Genomic DNA, 15,250 nt, shown 5'->3' on the forward strand with positions numbered 1-15,250 from the left:
AGCAAAGTGGATTTGTTGCCTGGTTAAATTGTAAACCCTTTTCCCCGCTATGACAACCGTTCGGCTTTCGACGTTTTTTGCACGATCTCGGCCGTTGTTCGGGCCGCCTGCCTGGCTTCGTCGACGGTATTGGTGATCCCGAAGCTGAAGCGGATGGCCGACCGGGCGCGCGCATCCCCCAGGCACATGGCCTGCAGGACGTGGGACAGCTCCAGCGAACCGGACGTGCAGGCCGAGCCGCTGGAGGCCGCAATGCCCGCCATGTCCAGATTGAGCAGCGTCGTTTCCGTATTCGTTCCCGGGAAGCTGACGTTCAGAATATGGGGCAGGCAGCGGGTCGGATGGCCGTTGACGTGGAAGGCGATGCCCGCCTTTTCCCATTCGGCAATCATCGCCCTGCGCATGGCCTCGTATTTGGCGCGCCGCTCTTCCCTCTCCGCCGCGGCGATTTTGGCCGCTTCCGCGAACCCGACGATCCCGGCCACGTTCTCCGTTCCGGCACGCCGTTTCCGCTCCTGGGAACCGCCGTGCAGATGCGGGTAAAAGGTGACGTTGCGGGCGATGTACAACGCGCCGATCCCCTTGGGCCCGTTTACCTTGTGGGCGGAGACCGAAAGCATGTCAACCGGCAGATCGCGAATCTGGAACGGCAGCGTCCCGAAGGCCTGCACGGCGTCCGTATGGAAGTAAATCTGCCGCTCCCTCGCCAGCTGCCCGATTTCCTCGATGGGTTGAATGGTGCCCACTTCGTTGTTGCCGTACATGATCGAGATCAGGATCGTATCGGGGCGGATCGCTTCGCGCAGGTCACCGATCCGCACCATGCCCGTGTCATCGACGGGCAGATACGTCACGTCAAAGCCGATCTTCTCCAGATACTCACAGGCATGCAGCACGGCATGATGCTCCACCTGCGAGGTGATGATGTGTTTGCCGCGCTCCCGGTTGGCCATGGCCACGCCGATGATTGCCAGATTGTCCGCCTCCGTGCCGCCGCTGGTAAAGACGAGCTGGGCGGGATCGGCCCCGAGAACGGCGCCGATCTCATCCCTGGCTTTCTCCATCGCCATGCGCGCGCGGCGGCCAAACCCATGAATGCTGGATGGATTGCCGAAAACAACGTCCAGATACGGCTGCATGGCTTCCCGGACGCGGGGATGCACCGGCGTGGTGGCGGCGTGGTCAAAATAGAGATATGAACGGGTAGCCACTTCCATTTCACCTGTCTTTTGTCCTTAAATGTAAAACATATAGCCGTCCGACAAGCCATCATCCTGATAGCTGATCAGATCTTTCAGCGTGGTGGAGTCCAGCACGGCCGAAATGCTGTCGCGGATGCGGAGCCAGAGATGGCGCTTGGCGGGATCTTCCTCTTCCGTGAATTCAACCGGACTGATCGGTCCCTCCAGCACGCGGATCACGTCTCCGGAGGTAATCTCTTCCGGCGGTTTGGACAGCACATAGCCGCCGTATGCGCCGCGGATGCTTTTAACCAGCCCCGCATTGCGCAGGGGGGCAATCAGCTGCTCCAGATAATGCTCGGACAGTTCATGACGCTGGGCGATGCTTTTCAGCGAAACCGGCCCTTCCCCGTATCGATTGGCCAATTCCATCATGATGGTCAGGCCGTAGCGGCCTTTGGTAGAAATCTTCAATGGACAACTCTCCTCTAGTATTGGCTTCATCCTGGTTTGATTAACATCAACTCTCATGCGGACATCGCACATGAGTCTTTCCCATGGGGTTCAGAATAGACAGAGGGGGTGACTGCGATGCCTACGAACAAACGCTCCGAAAAAGGGCGGAATCATCCGTCCCAGACACTGTATGACCAGCCTGCCGGAACCATCGCGCACAAAGCGCGCTACGGCGCGAGCGAAGTGAGCAAACAGCCGAACGAAGAAGGCGATCTGCCCAACAAACCGGGCGGAACCATCCGCACCTAGTCCCTAGGCGGCGCCCAACTTCGGACGGCTCCATCCATGAGGAGGTTCGGGGCCCCGCCCGGCACAGCGAGTGCCCCCGCTCGGCCAAGCATTCGCCGGCGCCGGGTGGGTGGAGCGGCAGCTTAAGGCCGGGTGGGTTTTCCTATCCTTCTTGCCGCTTCGACCGGGACGCCTGCCGCGCGCGGATCTCTTTCTCATACCCGATCTCCTTGGGATGGTAGAACCGGTCATCCACCCCATCGGGCAAATACTGCTGCGCCACGTAACCATCCGGGTAATCGTGCGGATAGAGATACCCTTCCCCATGCCCCAGCCGGGCGGCTCCCCGATAGCTCCGGTCCCGCAGATGAACCGGCACGGGCTTGTGGCCGTCCGTTTGAATCTTCGCAAGCGCCCGATTAATCCCGAGATAGGCGGCGTTGCTTTTCGGAGCCGTCGCGAGGTAAGTGGTGGCCTGCGCCAGCGGAATGCGCCCTTCCGGCATGCCGATCAGCTCCAACGCCTGAAAGCAGGCGACGGCGACGCCCAGTGCCTGCGGGTCGGCATTGCCGATATCCTCCGAGGCGGCGATGATCAGGCGGCGCGCGATAAAGCGGGGATCTTCCCCGGCGTCGATCATCCGGGCCAACCAGTACAACGCCGCATCCGGGTCAGAACCGCGAATCGATTTGATAAACGCGGAGATGGTATCGTAATGGTTGTCACCGTCCTTGTCATAGCGGACAGCCCGCCGCTGGATCGATTCGACAGCCACGTCAAGCGTAATGGCGATCGTCCCATCCGGTCCGTACGGCGTGGTGGTGGCCGCCAATTCCAGCGCATTGAGCAGCCGCCGCGCGTCCCCTTCCGCATACCGGATCAAATGGTCGACAGCTTCCGGCTCGATGGTGATCCTGAGCTCTCCCAAGCCGTTCTCCCGATCATTCAAAGCCCGTTCGATCACTCTGCGCAGGTCTTGTTCCGACAGGGGGTGCAAGGGAAAAATCTGGGAACGCGACAGCAGCGCCGCATTTACTTCAAAATACGGATTTTCCGTCGTGGCACCGATCAGGATGATCGTTCCCTCTTCCACGTAAGGGAGCAGCGCATCCTGCTGCGCCTTGTTGAAGCGGTGGATTTCGTCTACAAACAGCGTGGTGCGTCTTTTTTCCATCACCAGGCGTTCCTTCGCTTCCTCCACCACTTTGCGGATATCGGCGACGCCGGCCGTCACGGCATTCAACTCAACAAAACAAGAACGCGTCGTATTGGCGATCACCTTTGCCAGCGTGGTCTTCCCCGTCCCGGGCGGCCCATAAAAGATAAGCGAAGAGACCCGATCCGCTTCAATCGCGCGACGCAGGAGCTTGCCGGGGCCCAGAATATGCTCCTGCCCGAGCACGTCCTCAATCGATTTCGGCCGCATTCTGGCGGCGAGCGGCTTCAGTTTGCCTGCATCTTCCTGTTCATAAGCAAAAGAAAACAAGTCCATGATGCGCAACCTTTCTATATCCTACAAAACTGATCAATGATATCTATTTTACCAGATTAAGCAGGCAATACAAAGTGTTACGCCTGCTCAAATGCCTCGATTTTTCCTGCCGGTGCGCGGACCGCCCTTTTTCGCACCTGACCGATGAACAGTTTGCCGTAGGGCAGCAGGCTGATCGCTTTGGTGAGCAACAGGGAAACGGATGCCGCAAGCAGACATGCCACCATGGTCATGCCCAGCGCGTGATTCCACCCGATCCACCGGTTCAACCCGCTGATCACGCAGTTGAGCACCAGCGCATGGATCAGATATGCCCCATAGGAATAGGTTCCGATGGCGGAAAGGAATCGCTGCAGGCGGGGATGCATCTTGGCAATCCGTACAACCAGCGCATATAGCACCAGCATCTCCAGAACCGTAAACAAAAACATGCTTGGCTTCAGGGAAGTGGAGCGGTTCAGGTCGATTTTCCCCTGCATGACCATCTCCTGTCCCACCCACAGAAACAGGACCAGCATGAATCCCGCGTTCCACACCGCCGCCCGCGACATGCTCTTGCGCCACGTTTCCAGCGCCAGCCCCGCCACCCCGCCCAGGATGAAATAAAAGCTGTAAAACAACGCATTGCGGTCGCGATACTGAATTAGGACGGCATGCAGCCAGTCGGAATCGAAGCGGAACTGGCGAACGGGGATGTAGGTAGCGGAGAGCCACATTAAGAGCGCATAGCCGATGGCACATCCCCCCAACACCACCGCCGTTACGCTGGCACTCCTGTGTCTGCGCAGGCTTTGAAAAAGCTTGCGGCAGAGCGGATAGCCCAGATAAAACTGAAAAATCATCACCACAAACCAGAGATGGTATGCGCCTGTCCCGGTAACCAAGCGGTGAAACAGCTCCTTTCCCCATGCCAGATCAAGGGCTGGAACACCGTTGTAGTAAAAATCGTAGATGCCGGTCCACAGCACATAAGGGAGAAGAATCTCCCCCCCTCTCTTGCGGATGAAACTCGGATAGTGAAGCGTGTCGCCGTAGTTGTACACGAGCACGATTCCCGTGATAAACACAAACGTCGGCACCGCAAACTTTGCCAGATTAAACAGGCTGCCCAGCGCGATGGCCTGATCCAATCCGGTTTCCGGTCGGCGGATGTAGGAACCGATGGCATGCTGCAGGACAACCGCGAGAAAAGCCAATCCCCTTAATCCATCCAGTTCTGCAATGCGTTCCTTGTTCGCTGCTCCTCGGGTCAATCCGTTCCCCTCCTGTCTCTTGTGCAAACATCCACATCTGTTAGGACTTAGAAGGGAATGGATTCGTTACATATGGGTTTGGAGTCGCACAGCCCATCGCGCTGGGGGAACGGCAGGAGATCGCTTCCCATGAAAAACGGCTGCCGATCTCATCGACAGCCTGGTACATACGATTTTTCGCTTCGATTCGATTTATCCTTTCGCCGGCTGCCAGTCGAGAAGATCGCGCACCACGACGCTCGCCATGATCAAGCCGGCCACCGACGGCACAAACGCATTGCTCGCCGGGGGCTGCCGCACCTTGCGAATCGGGGAATTGGGGTCCTGCACAATCTGTTCGCGCACGTCCGTCCGGATGGTAACCGGAATCTCCTTGGAGTAGACCACCTTGACGCCTTTGGCAATGCCTGCCTTGCGCAGTTCACGGCGAACCACCTTGGCGATGGGGTCATAGCTGGTCTTGGAGATGTCCTCCACCACAAACCGCGTCGGATCCATCTTGTTGGCCGCCCCCATGCTGGAGATGATGGGAATCCCTCTTCTTTTGGCCTCCTTGATCAGATGGATCTTGGCGGATACGGTATCCATGGCGTCCACGATGTAGTCCAGCCGATGGGCAAAAAGCTGTTCATACGTCTCTTCGTTGTAAAACATGTTGAGTGTGACCACTTCGCACGCCGGATTGATCGACGCGATGCGCTCCTTCATCAGCTCGGTTTTGGGCTGGCCGATGGTGTTCAGGTTGGCGTGGATCTGCCGGTTGATGTTGGTGATGTCCACGACGTCCTTGTCCAGCAGCACCAGCTTGCCGACGCCGGTGCGGGCCAAGGCTTCCACCGTAAAGGAGCCGACACCCCCGATCCCGAGAACGGCGACCGCCGCCTTTTTCATCTTCTCCAGGCCTTCGGGGCCGAAAGCAAGCTCACAGCGGGAAAATTGATGCAGCATGAGTCCATAACAACCTTTCTATCAGGAAAAGTAGGATGAAGACGGAAAAAGAGCCCCATTATGCCGTGGCCATCCCTCAGTTTTGAACCTGCTGCCAGCAGGTGGGTGTGCCGCCAAACCGCCTCGGACGTCCACTCTCCGGAGGCATGTCATCGCGGTTCGGACAAAGTACTCCCTTTCACGTTCTTGTGGCTCAAAACCATCGGTTGTCACGTACATCGCAGGGCTTTTTTCATGCGTTACAGTTATGGTATCACAGTCAAAATCACGCTTTCAAGTTGAGCGGGCTTACGCCTTGCTCCCTTCCTTTACGGCCGTGGTCGCGATATGCAGTTCGCGCAGCTGCGCCCAATCCACTTCGCCCGGCGCGTCCACCATCAGGTCGCTGGCGCTGGCTGTTTTCGGGAAGGCGATCACCTCGCGCAGGTTGCTTCTGCCGGCCAGCAGCATGATCAGCCGGTCGAGACCAAGCGCGATCCCTCCGTGCGGCGGCGTGCCGTATTCAAAGGCATCGAGCAGGAAGCCGAATTTCTCCCTGGCTTCTTCCGGACTGTGGCCGAGCAGCTTGAACATTTTCTCCTGCACATCACGCTGGAAGATCCGCATCGAACCGCCGCCCAGCTCGTAGCCGTTCAGCACCAGGTCGTACGCCTGCGCCCGCATCTTGCCCGGTTCCGTTTCGAACAGGTGGAGATCCTCGTCTTTGGGACGGGTGAACGGATGGTGCAGCGCCACGAAGCGGCCTGCCTCTTCGTCCCATTCCACCAGCGGGAAGTCAACGACCCACAGGAAGGCGAACTTGCTCTGGTCGATCAGGCCAAGCTCCGCCCCCAGCTTGGAACGAAGCGCCCCCAGCGCGTCCGCTACCACTCTTGGCTTGTCGGCGACGAACAGGAGCAGGTCTCCTTCCTCAGCGTCCAGACGCTGCTTCAGGACAGCCAGCTCTTCCTCCTTGAAGAATTTGGCGATCGGCCCTTTGGCCTCGCCGTCTTTCAAGGCGATGTAGGCCAGCCCTTTCGCCCCGTAACGCGCCGCGAATTTCTGCAGATCGTCCGCCTCTTTGCGGGAGTAATGACCGCAGCCTTTGGCGTTGATCGCTTTCACCTGACCGCCGCTTGCCACCGCGTTGGCGAACACCTTGAAATCGCTGTGCTGCACAAGATCGGAGACGTCCACCAGCTCCATGCCGAAGCGGATATCCGGCTTGTCGGAACCGTAGCGCCCCATCGCTTCCGCATAGGTTAAGCGCGGGAAGGGGGTCGGAATATCGAGGCCGATCGTTTGTTTAAACACATGGGCCACCATCTGCTCCATCAGGGGCAGCAGATCCTCCATCGGCAGGAAGGAGGTCTCGATGTCCACCTGGGTAAACTCCGGCTGACGATCCGCCCGCAGATCCTCGTCGCGGAAACAGCGGACGATCTGATAATACCGCTCGAACCCGGAGACCATCAGCAACTGCTTGAAAAGCTGCGGAGACTGCGGCAGCGCGTAAAATTCGCCCGGATGCACGCGGGACGGCACCAGATAGTCGCGCGCCCCTTCCGGCGTGCTTTTGGTAAGCATCGGGGTTTCCACTTCCAGGAACCCGTGTGCGTCCAGGAAGTCGCGGAACGCCTTGGCCGCCTTGCTGCGCAGGATGAAGGTGCGCTGCATCTCCGGACGGCGCAGGTCGAGATAACGGTATTTCAGCCGCACCTGCTCATCCACATCCACCTCATCCTCGATCTCGAACGGCGGCGTCTTGGCCTTGTTAATGATGGTGATCTCGGAGATGTGCACCTCCACCTCCCCGGTCTTCAGCTTGGGATTGACCGCTTCCGGCGCCCGGGCGACCACTTCCCCCCTGACCGACAGCACATACTCGCTGCGGGCCTTGTCCGCCAGCTCCCACGCCGCCTTGTTGTATTCCGGGTTAAAGACGATCTGGACGATCCCCGTACGGTCCCGCAGGTCGATGAAGATGACGCCGCCCAAATCGCGCCGTTTCTGCACCCAACCGTTCAGCACCACTTCCTGTCCGATCTGTTCCTTGCCGACTTCCCCGCAAAAAATCGTTCGTTTGCTCCATTCCATCGTTCCTATCCTCCACTCTCCAGGTTGAAAAGCTGTTAATGTCCGCGGATGGCCTGCACCAGTTCCCCAGCCGGAATCTCCCGCTGCTCCCCGGTCGCCATCTCTTTCAGCACCACCGTGCCGTTCGCCAGCTCCGCTTCCCCGATAATGGCGGTAAAGCGGGCCGAGAGCCGGTCGGCCGCCTTCAGCTGCGCTTTCATCTTGCGGTCGAGGTAATCCATCTCCGCCGAAATCCCGGCCTGCCGCAGCTCGTCCAGCAGGCGGAATGCCTGTGCCTTCGCCTCGCTCGTCTGCAGCACGAGATAGCAGTCGATGCCCTCTTCCACCGGCAGCTGGATGCCCTGCTTTTCCAGGGCGAGCAGCAGGCGTTCGACGCCGAAAGCGAACCCGATCCCCGGCATATCGTCGCCGCCCAGCTCCGCCACCAGGCCGTTGTACCGTCCGCCGCCGCAGAGCGTTTCGACGGCGCCGATCTCCGCCATCTTGATTTCGAACGCGGTTAGCGTGTAATAGTCCAGCCCGCGCACCAGCCGGTTATCCACGACAAACGGAATGCCCAGGTCCGTCAGATAGCGCTGCACGGCTGCGAAGTGGGCGGCCGACTCCTCGCTGAGATAGGCGAGAAGAGACGGCGCATCCTTGGTCAGCGCCTTGCACTTCTCGTTTTTGCAGTCCAGCACACGCAGCGGGTTGCGGTCGATCCGCGACTGGCAGTCTTCACACAGCTCGCTGCGCACGTTGTTGAGAAAATCAAGCAGGTAGCTGCGGTGACGGGCCCGATCCTCCCGGGTTCCCACGCTGTTCAGGTCCACGCGCAGCCCTTTCAGCCCCATCTTTTCGAAAAAGCGGAACACCATGGCGATCACTTCGGCGTCGATGGCCGGATCGCTGGAGCCGAAGGTCTCGGCGCCGATCTGGGTAAACTGGCGCAGCCGCCCAGCCTGCGGACGCTCATGCCGGAACATCGGCCCGATGTAGTACAGCTTCGTTGGCTGGTTGGGAGAGCCGTACATTTTGTTCTCCACGTAGGAACGAACCACTCCCGCCGTATTCTCGGGCCTCAGCGTCAGCTGATCCTCGCTGCGCGGGTTGCGCACGCTGTACATCTCTTTCTCGACGATGTCCGTCGTCTCGCCCACCCCGCGTTGAAACAGCTCCGTATGTTCAAACATCGGCGTGCGAATCTCGCGATAGTTGTAACAGCGAAAATGTTCGCGCGCCTTCGCTTCAATGTACTGCCACTGCTCGACGGCGCCAGGCAGAATATCCTGGGTGCCGCGTGGAATTTGAATCCTCGCCATGTTCAAAACCTCCTTGCGTACTTGCCAACCTCATAAAAAAAACTCCCGTCGCTGACATGAGCCAAACGCCATGTCAGGGACGAGAGATTGCTCCCGTGGTGCCACCCTGCTTGGATATCCGCAAAGACGATATCCCGCTCAACGAACAGCCCGGGGGCTGTTCTTCCGCCGTTAACGCCGGCATACGCCTAACAGTTACTGGGTACGAAAGCCGTTCACTGGGGTCTTCCGGGAGGTCATTCGCCAAGTCGTGATAGAAAAGCGCTCTCAGCCGCGGCGCCTTCTCTCTGGCTATCCGGTGCCTGGGTACTTGGTCCCGTCATCAGATCACTTGATAAAACTTATATGGAATGATAGCAAATCGGCGTTGGCGAGTCAACGTCCCTGTCGGTAAAACTAATTTTAAGACCCCGCCGACGCAAGCGCCCCCTCCGATTCGCTGTACACCTTGTCCAGATCGGCCAGCTTCTCTTCGATCAACTGCCGGTAGGTGTCGTTGTAGGTTTTGGGATCTTTCGGGTTGGGCCAGCGCATCAGCTTGCCGGAACCGGGCTTCATCAGCTTGGAGACCGCCCCGCAGCCCAGGCCGAGGATGGTTTGCACCTCTTCCATGATCATAATGTTGTAAATGCTCTCTTTGCCCGGCTGCGCGTAGCCGATATTTTCCAGGTTGCCCAGGATGTTTTTTTGCCGGTAGAGGTAGTAGGGGCGGTAGCCGTGCGCCGCCGTCCAGGACGAGGCCAGCTCCATCATGCGCCTGATCTCGTCGCGGCCGGCCACCCGGTAGCGCTCTTTGTGCTGGGTCATTTCAGAAGCGCGTTTGAAGGAGAGCGTGTGGACGGTGAGCGAAGCAGGCATCAGCTGTTCCACCTGCTCCAGGCTGTGGGTCAGCTCGGCAAGCCCTTCATTGGGCAGGCCGATGATCAGGTCCATATTGATATTGGTCAGCCCCATCTCCATCGCCAGATAATACGTCTCAATCGTCTCCTCGACCGTATGATGGCGGCCGATCGCCTGCAGGGTCTCCTGCGTGAACGACTGCGGGTTGATGCTGATGCGGTCCACGTCCCATTTCTTCATTACCGCCAGCTTCTCCCGCGTGATGGTATCCGGACGTCCGGCTTCCACGGTCAGCTCCCGCACCTTGTCCATGTGGGGAAAGGATGCGTGGAGGGCGGCAAACAGCCGGTCCAGGTCATCCGCCGTCACGCTGGTGGGAGTGCCGCCACCAAAATAGATGGAGGTGATCCGCCTGTCCTGCCGCTTCAGCCATTCGCCCGTTTTCTCAATCTCGTAATGCAGCCCTTCCAGAAACGGATTGACGGAGGCGGTATGACTTCTGATGGCATAGGCAGGAAACGTACAGTAGGCGCATTTCGTCGGACAAAAGGGGATTCCGATATAGACGGACAGCTCTTGGTCAATGTCGTAAAAGTCGGGAACGACCTGCAGCTGCAGGTCAATAATTGCCTGCAGGAGCTTCAGCTTGTACGGGCGCACCATGTAATCGGCCGTCAGATGGCGGTGCGCTTCTTCCCGCGACATGCCGCTCGAAAGGAGGTGATGCAGCAGTTTGGCGGGACGGATCCCGGTCAGTATCCCCCAGCCCTGTTCGATGCCCGTGTATTCCTCCAACAGCATCAGGAGGGTATACATGACCGCCTGCTTGGCCGTCTTGCGCATGCCTTTTTCGTCATGGGCCGCATAGGGACGGAAACAGGCGCGGTCATGGCGCCGTCCTTCCGCTTCCAGCGAACCTGCGGCCTTCACTCCATCCGGCTTGGGTTCCGCCGACAGTCGAATATAGAGAGCGCCATTTTGGCGTTCAAATTCCTTCACAAACCGAATCGTCGGTTCCTCTTCGAAAAGGGCGAGGATCAAGCCGATCTCCCGTTCAAAGGAGTGCCCTTCACATATGACTTGGATCATGCGTTCACCTGCTTTTCAGTCTGCCATTTTTCATATTATCCGACCTGAAAAGCACGGTCAACGCGGAAAAGAACGGGATCAGCGCTTCATGTTCCGGCGCAGCAGCCGGACATCCCGCACGCTGATGTGAAACTCCTGGGCCAGTTCCACATCGTTCAGCTGGGCCTCCTTCTCGAGGAAATCGTGAAAATCGACAGAGAACAGCCGCCGATTCGACGCCTGGGCAAAACTCTCCTTGTGAGACTGACGCATCTGGACGCCTCCTTGGACGATGGGTTATTCCTATTCTTGCCGGGGATTTGGCGGAGAATGCGGGAAGATGTCGTATTGTGCAGGAAAATGAAGGCAGCATCCCGAATAGAAAACTGTCAAGACGATCCATATCGATCAACGCAGAAAGGATGTCATAGGTGTTCACTCGCAAAAAGCTTCACGGGCGTATTCTCACCATTTTGTCCCTGATCGCCCTGCCGTATACCGTGTGGGCTGCTGCCGGTGAAGTACAGGTGACTGTCGATAACTTGAACGTCCGTTCCGGTCCCGGCCTGAATGAGCCGGTTGTGACCACGGTTGCCAAAGATACCGTTCTTCCTGTGCTGGCTGAAGAAGATAACTGGGTACAGGTCAAACTGCCCAATGGAAACACGGGATGGCTGGCAAGCTGGCTGACAAGGGCCCTCCCGCCGAAAACCGCCGTCAATCAGGTAACCAGCCAGGTGCAGAACCTGAATGTACGCTCCGGCCCGAGCACGACGTTTCCCGTCATGGCCGCCATCAACCCCGACCGTTCCTATCCGCTTGTGCAAAAAAGCGGACAGTGGTACCAAATCCAGCTGCCCGGCGGCCAGAAAGGCTGGGTGGCCGGATGGCTGGTAAAGGAAACCGCCGGCGAAACGCAAGGGGCATCGGCTGCGGCTTCCCCGTCTCCTGCGCCGGTGCAGCCGCCCGCTTCGGTACCTGTGAATCAGGGCAGCACAAGCGCAGGCGATACCATCACCCTTCACCATGATCCCTATGTGTATCCGGAACCGGATGCGACGGTTCCCGCCATCGGTCAGCTGAGTCAGGGGCAAACCGTAACAAAACTGGCGCAGCGCGACGGCTGGATCCAGATCGATTACCAGGGGGTGCCCGCCTGGATACCACAGGAGACGGGAACGGGCTCAACCGTTACGCCAACGCCGGCGCCGCCGTCCGGCCAGGAGCAGTCGGAGCCTGCCGGAAGCGCGCCGCAGCAAGCTCGGCCAGCTGACAGCAGCAGCAGGACGACCGCCACCGTGTCCGGCTCCGGCGTAAACCTGCGCAGCCAGCCTACGACGCAGAGCGAACGGTTAGCCACGCTCGCCCTGGGGACAAGCCTGGAGGTTCTTCAAAAGCAGGGGGACTGGTATCAGGTGAAAACGCCCGACGGCAAAGTGGGCTGGATCGCCGGCTGGCTGATCGATGTGCAGGAGGCCGCCGTTCCTGAACAGGCTTATGTGACGGTGCTGAATCCAGACACCAACCTGCGTTCCGGGCCGGGCACCTCCTACGACATCGTGGGACGCGTGCAGGCGGGCGAACGCTACCCAATCGTCAAGCGGGAGGATGACTGGTTTCAGATTCGGCTGCCGGACGGGACCACCGGGTATATCGCCGGATGGCTGGTCAATGCCGACGGCACCGCCAATGTCGTGAGAGGAAACGAACTGGTCGGCAAAGTGATCGTGGTCGACCCCGGCCATGGCGGCGACGATAACGGAGCAACCGGCTCCAGCTTCTCCACGCTGGAAAAAAACGTCAATCTGCAGGTGGCCCTGCTTCTCAAAAACAAGCTGGAAGCGGCCGGCGCGACCGTCATCATGACGCGCAGCGACGACCGGAAGCTTACCCTGCAGAACCGCGTGGATATCGCCGTCAACAACAAGGCCGACATTTTCGTCAGCATCCATCACAACACCCATCCGAACGCGCTGACGAACGGCTCCATCGTGTTCTACTACAACCAGGGAAAATCAAGCACACTGGCTTCCTACGTACAGGCTGAACTCGTCAAGGCGACCAACTACAAAGATCTCTCCTCCCGCTTCGGCAACTATTTTGTCCTGCGGGAGAATCCGGTTGTCTCCATCCTGGCCGAGATCGCGTTCCTGTCCAATTATCAGGACGAGATCCGCGCCCGTTCGTCCAAGCAGCAGGACCTGGCGGCGGAAGGGATTTTCAAGGGGATACTGCGCTACTTCGCGGCGCAAAAGTAAGAGAAAAAAAGGAACGAGCCCTCGACGCAAGGGCTCGTTTTTGGCTGTCGGGCAAGCCGGCAGCCATTTTTATTTCGCAGCGCCTCCGGCTGCCCGTTCCAATCCACAATCTGCAAAGAAGCGAGCGCCGTTCATGATTGCCGGCTGAGGGCCTCCTGTGTCTTGCCGGTCAAGGCGGGAAAGTGCGGAAGAACTTCTTCCCCCAATTCCTCCAGCACCTCTTCAAAAGGACGGCGGCCGTATTTCAAGTTGAGGATCACATGGTTGACCCCCGCATCTTTCAGGCTCTCGATAAACGCAATGAGGGGATTGCGGCCGATTCGGAACCCCAGGTGTATGGGAATGGGCGGATGGTTCGGATCCTCCGTCAAATCGATATAGAGGGACTGACTGAATGGTTTGAACCGATCCGTCAGAGAACGCCAATTGTTAATCAGTTCCGCCTGGAAGCGCAAGTTGCGGGGATAGTACAGCCAGCCATCGCTGTGTTGGGCGATCCATTCGACGGACTGCGAGCTGTGGCCGGTGACCAGCACCGGAATGTCCAGCAGACGCGGTTTGGGCAGCATGTCCCCGTCCCGCATGTGGACCCGCGGCGACTGGATCACCGGAAAGTTCTCCTCCCACGCTTTTTTCATGACCGCCATGGCTTCCTGAAACAGCGCCCCGCGTTGTTCGAAGTCAACGGAAAAGGCCGGAAATTCGATCGGGCGATCCCCGGTAGCCACCCCGAGAACCAGTCGCTCGCCGGACAGCTTGTCGATGGAAGCGGCTGCTTTCGCAACATGCAAAGGGTGACGCAGGGTAAGAATGATGCTCGCGGTGCCCAGGGCAATGGTTTCGGTCTGGGCGGCGATATACCCCAAAAAGGCCCAGGGATCATACATTTGGCCCACATCCCCGAAATGGGGATCATGCAGCGGAACATCCCGGACGAACAAAGCGGCAAAGTTCAGCTCTTCCGCTCGTTTGGCCAGTTTCACCTGTTTCTCGATGTTCATCTCCGGGATGCTGCCCTCGTAGGATTCCAAGGGGAAAAACAAGCCAAGCGTCAGCTGGTTTTCCTGAAACATGCGTGAATATCCCTTATGGTTGGCAAACCTGTTCATGACGGCCCCTCCATATCTATATATCTATAATTATCGATATAATAATAAGACAAAAGCCTTGATCATTGCAAGGCCAAAATCTGTCAAGGTGCCTGTGCTGGAACGGCAATGTGAACTACAGCTCCCGCGACAACCATTCCATCATTTTTTTGATGTTCTCCTCATCCCTCTTGTAATACGTAAACTGCCCAATCCGTTTGGCTTTTATCAATCCGGCTTTTTGCAGCATGGACAGGTAAAGGGAAACGGTGGATTGGGACAACCCCACTTTTTTGTGGATATCGCTGACGCAAACCCCGTCTTCGTGGATATCGCCGTGCAGCGGTTTGGGAAAATGCCTATCAGGATGTTTCAGCCATTGGAGAATCTGCATCCTCGTTTCGTTGGACAAGGCTTTAAATACTTCCAACAGTTCCATTGCTGCCTCCCTGTTCATCTCGCAAGTATTTGCAATCTTAACCTTATATACCAAAAAAGACCGCCTGCATGAAAGACGGTCATTGGGCCAACATACCCGGTGCGATCATGTGCTGCGCTAAGATTCCACGATCAGGGTGACCGGCCCGTGGTTGAGGAGGCGGACTTCCATCATCTCGCCGAAGCGCCCCGTTTCCACGTGCAATCCTATCTCCCGCAAGCGTTGATTGAACCGGTCATACAGCGGTTCCGCCTGGTCGGGTCTCGCCGCCGCCATGAAGTTGGGGCGCCGCCCTTTCCGGCAATCCCCGTACAGGGTGAACTGCGAGATCGACAGGATCTGGCCGCCGGTTTCCAGCACCGAGCGGTTCATTTTCCCTTCCTCGTCTTCAAAGATGCGCAGATGGGCCACTTTTTCCGCGACAAAATCGACATCTGCTTCCGTATCGGTATGCGTGACACCCACCAGCAGGACAAGGCCGTGATCGATCTGCCCGACCACCTCGCCTGCGACGGTCACGCTCGCTTCCTTCGAACGCTGTACGACGACGCGCATGCTTCTC

At 58.3% G+C, this 15,250-nt stretch carries 14 protein-coding genes and 1 other RNA gene; 2 read left to right on the forward strand and 13 right to left on the reverse strand.

Going from position 1 to position 15,250, the window contains the following annotated elements:
* Window positions 1-47: 47 nt before the first annotated feature.
* Window positions 48-1,211, reverse strand: coding sequence for a cysteine desulfurase family protein (locus G3578_RS03510; protein WP_346773948.1), 1,164 nt, complete (start codon window positions 1,209-1,211; stop codon window positions 48-50).
* Window positions 1,212-1,235: 24 nt separating this feature from the next.
* Window positions 1,236-1,655: a cysteine metabolism transcriptional regulator CymR gene (gene cymR / locus G3578_RS03515; RefSeq protein WP_165208684.1), complete on the reverse strand. Its 420-nt coding sequence runs from the start codon at window positions 1,653-1,655 to the stop codon at window positions 1,236-1,238.
* A 117-nt stretch (window positions 1,656-1,772) separates the two neighbouring features.
* Here cymR and G3578_RS03520 point away from each other — a divergent pair, with 117 nt between their 5' ends.
* Window positions 1,773-1,946 (forward strand): hypothetical protein, encoded by a 174-nt coding sequence (locus G3578_RS03520; RefSeq protein WP_165208686.1) that lies wholly within the window; start codon window positions 1,773-1,775, stop codon window positions 1,944-1,946.
* Window positions 1,947-2,088: 142 nt separating this feature from the next.
* On the opposite strand, the gene G3578_RS03525 is transcribed toward G3578_RS03520, so the two are convergent.
* The 8 genes from G3578_RS03525 to G3578_RS03560 form a co-directional block, all read right to left on the reverse strand.
* On the reverse strand, window positions 2,089-3,417 hold the full coding sequence (locus G3578_RS03525) for an AAA family ATPase (RefSeq protein ID WP_206529455.1): 1,329 nt from the start codon (window positions 3,415-3,417) through the stop codon (window positions 2,089-2,091).
* A 77-nt stretch (window positions 3,418-3,494) separates the two neighbouring features.
* Window positions 3,495-4,670: an acyltransferase gene (locus tag G3578_RS03530; RefSeq protein ID WP_165208688.1), complete on the reverse strand. Its 1,176-nt coding sequence runs from the start codon at window positions 4,668-4,670 to the stop codon at window positions 3,495-3,497.
* A 192-nt stretch (window positions 4,671-4,862) separates the two neighbouring features.
* Window positions 4,863-5,618, reverse strand: a complete 756-nt coding sequence (locus G3578_RS03535) for a tRNA threonylcarbamoyladenosine dehydratase (RefSeq protein ID WP_165208690.1) — start codon at window positions 5,616-5,618, stop codon at window positions 4,863-4,865.
* Between the two features lie 48 nt (window positions 5,619-5,666).
* A non-coding RNA gene (ssrS, locus tag G3578_RS03540) (6S RNA) lies at window positions 5,667-5,848 on the reverse strand.
* A gap of 58 nt (window positions 5,849-5,906) precedes the next feature.
* On the reverse strand, window positions 5,907-7,694 hold the full coding sequence (gene aspS, locus G3578_RS03545; RefSeq protein ID WP_165208692.1) for an aspartate--tRNA ligase: 1,788 nt from the start codon (window positions 7,692-7,694) through the stop codon (window positions 5,907-5,909).
* A 35-nt stretch (window positions 7,695-7,729) separates the two neighbouring features.
* Window positions 7,730-8,995, reverse strand: coding sequence for a histidine--tRNA ligase (gene hisS / locus G3578_RS03550; protein ID WP_165208694.1), 1,266 nt, complete (start codon window positions 8,993-8,995; stop codon window positions 7,730-7,732).
* 402 nt (window positions 8,996-9,397) lie between these two features.
* The gene (locus G3578_RS03555) at window positions 9,398-10,924 is read right to left on the reverse strand and encodes a coproporphyrinogen III oxidase (protein ID WP_165208696.1); all 1,527 of its coding nucleotides are present in this window, start codon (window positions 10,922-10,924) and stop codon (window positions 9,398-9,400) included.
* 78 nt (window positions 10,925-11,002) lie between these two features.
* Window positions 11,003-11,176 carry a hypothetical protein gene (locus G3578_RS03560; RefSeq protein ID WP_165208698.1) on the reverse strand — a complete coding sequence of 58 codons (174 nt, stop codon included), beginning with the start codon at window positions 11,174-11,176 and terminating at the stop codon, window positions 11,003-11,005.
* Between the two features lie 158 nt (window positions 11,177-11,334).
* On the opposite strand from G3578_RS03560, the gene G3578_RS03565 reads away from it, so the two are divergent.
* A complete protein-coding gene (locus tag G3578_RS03565) occupies window positions 11,335-13,161 on the forward strand; it encodes an SH3 domain-containing protein (RefSeq protein WP_165208700.1) in 1,827 nt (608 codons plus the stop codon).
* Between the two features lie 131 nt (window positions 13,162-13,292).
* Here the strand turns inward: G3578_RS03565 and G3578_RS03570 are convergent, their stop codons facing one another.
* From G3578_RS03570 to dtd, 3 genes are all read right to left on the reverse strand, one after another.
* Window positions 13,293-14,270: an LLM class oxidoreductase gene (locus G3578_RS03570; protein ID WP_165208702.1), complete on the reverse strand. Its 978-nt coding sequence runs from the start codon at window positions 14,268-14,270 to the stop codon at window positions 13,293-13,295.
* 115 nt (window positions 14,271-14,385) lie between these two features.
* Window positions 14,386-14,688: an ArsR/SmtB family transcription factor gene (locus G3578_RS03575; RefSeq protein WP_165208704.1), complete on the reverse strand. Its 303-nt coding sequence runs from the start codon at window positions 14,686-14,688 to the stop codon at window positions 14,386-14,388.
* Window positions 14,689-14,805: 117 nt separating this feature from the next.
* Window positions 14,806-15,243 carry a D-aminoacyl-tRNA deacylase gene (dtd, locus tag G3578_RS03580; RefSeq protein ID WP_165208706.1) on the reverse strand — a complete coding sequence of 146 codons (438 nt, stop codon included), beginning with the start codon at window positions 15,241-15,243 and terminating at the stop codon, window positions 14,806-14,808.
* Window positions 15,244-15,250 lie beyond the last annotated feature (7 nt).

Source organism: Brevibacillus sp. SYP-B805, assembly GCF_011059135.1.
In the GTDB taxonomy this organism is placed as follows: Bacteria; Bacillota; Bacilli; order Brevibacillales; family Brevibacillaceae; genus Brevibacillus_F.

Excerpts from the sequence above, each read along its gene's own strand:
- aspS (WP_165208692.1), bottom strand. The coding sequence starts at position 7,694 with ATGGAATGGAGCAAACGAACGATTTTTTGCGGGGAAGTCGGCAAGGAA.
- G3578_RS03560 (WP_165208698.1), bottom strand. The coding sequence starts at position 11,176 with ATGCGTCAGTCTCACAAGGAGAGTTTTGCCCAGGCGTCGAATCGGCGG.
- G3578_RS03555 (WP_165208696.1), bottom strand. The coding sequence starts at position 10,924 with ATGATCCAAGTCATATGTGAAGGGCACTCCTTTGAACGGGAGATCGGC.
- G3578_RS03535 (WP_165208690.1), bottom strand. The coding sequence starts at position 5,618 with ATGCTGCATCAATTTTCCCGCTGTGAGCTTGCTTTCGGCCCCGAAGGC.
- G3578_RS03575 (WP_165208704.1), bottom strand. The coding sequence starts at position 14,688 with ATGGAACTGTTGGAAGTATTTAAAGCCTTGTCCAACGAAACGAGGATG.
- hisS (WP_165208694.1), bottom strand. The coding sequence starts at position 8,995 with ATGGCGAGGATTCAAATTCCACGCGGCACCCAGGATATTCTGCCTGGC.
- G3578_RS03525 (WP_206529455.1), bottom strand. The coding sequence starts at position 3,417 with ATGGACTTGTTTTCTTTTGCTTATGAACAGGAAGATGCAGGCAAACTG.
- G3578_RS03570 (WP_165208702.1), bottom strand. The coding sequence starts at position 14,270 with ATGAACAGGTTTGCCAACCATAAGGGATATTCACGCATGTTTCAGGAA.
- dtd (WP_165208706.1), bottom strand. The coding sequence starts at position 15,243 with ATGCGCGTCGTCGTACAGCGTTCGAAGGAAGCGAGCGTGACCGTCGCA.
- G3578_RS03520 (WP_165208686.1), top strand. The coding sequence starts at position 1,773 with ATGCCTACGAACAAACGCTCCGAAAAAGGGCGGAATCATCCGTCCCAG.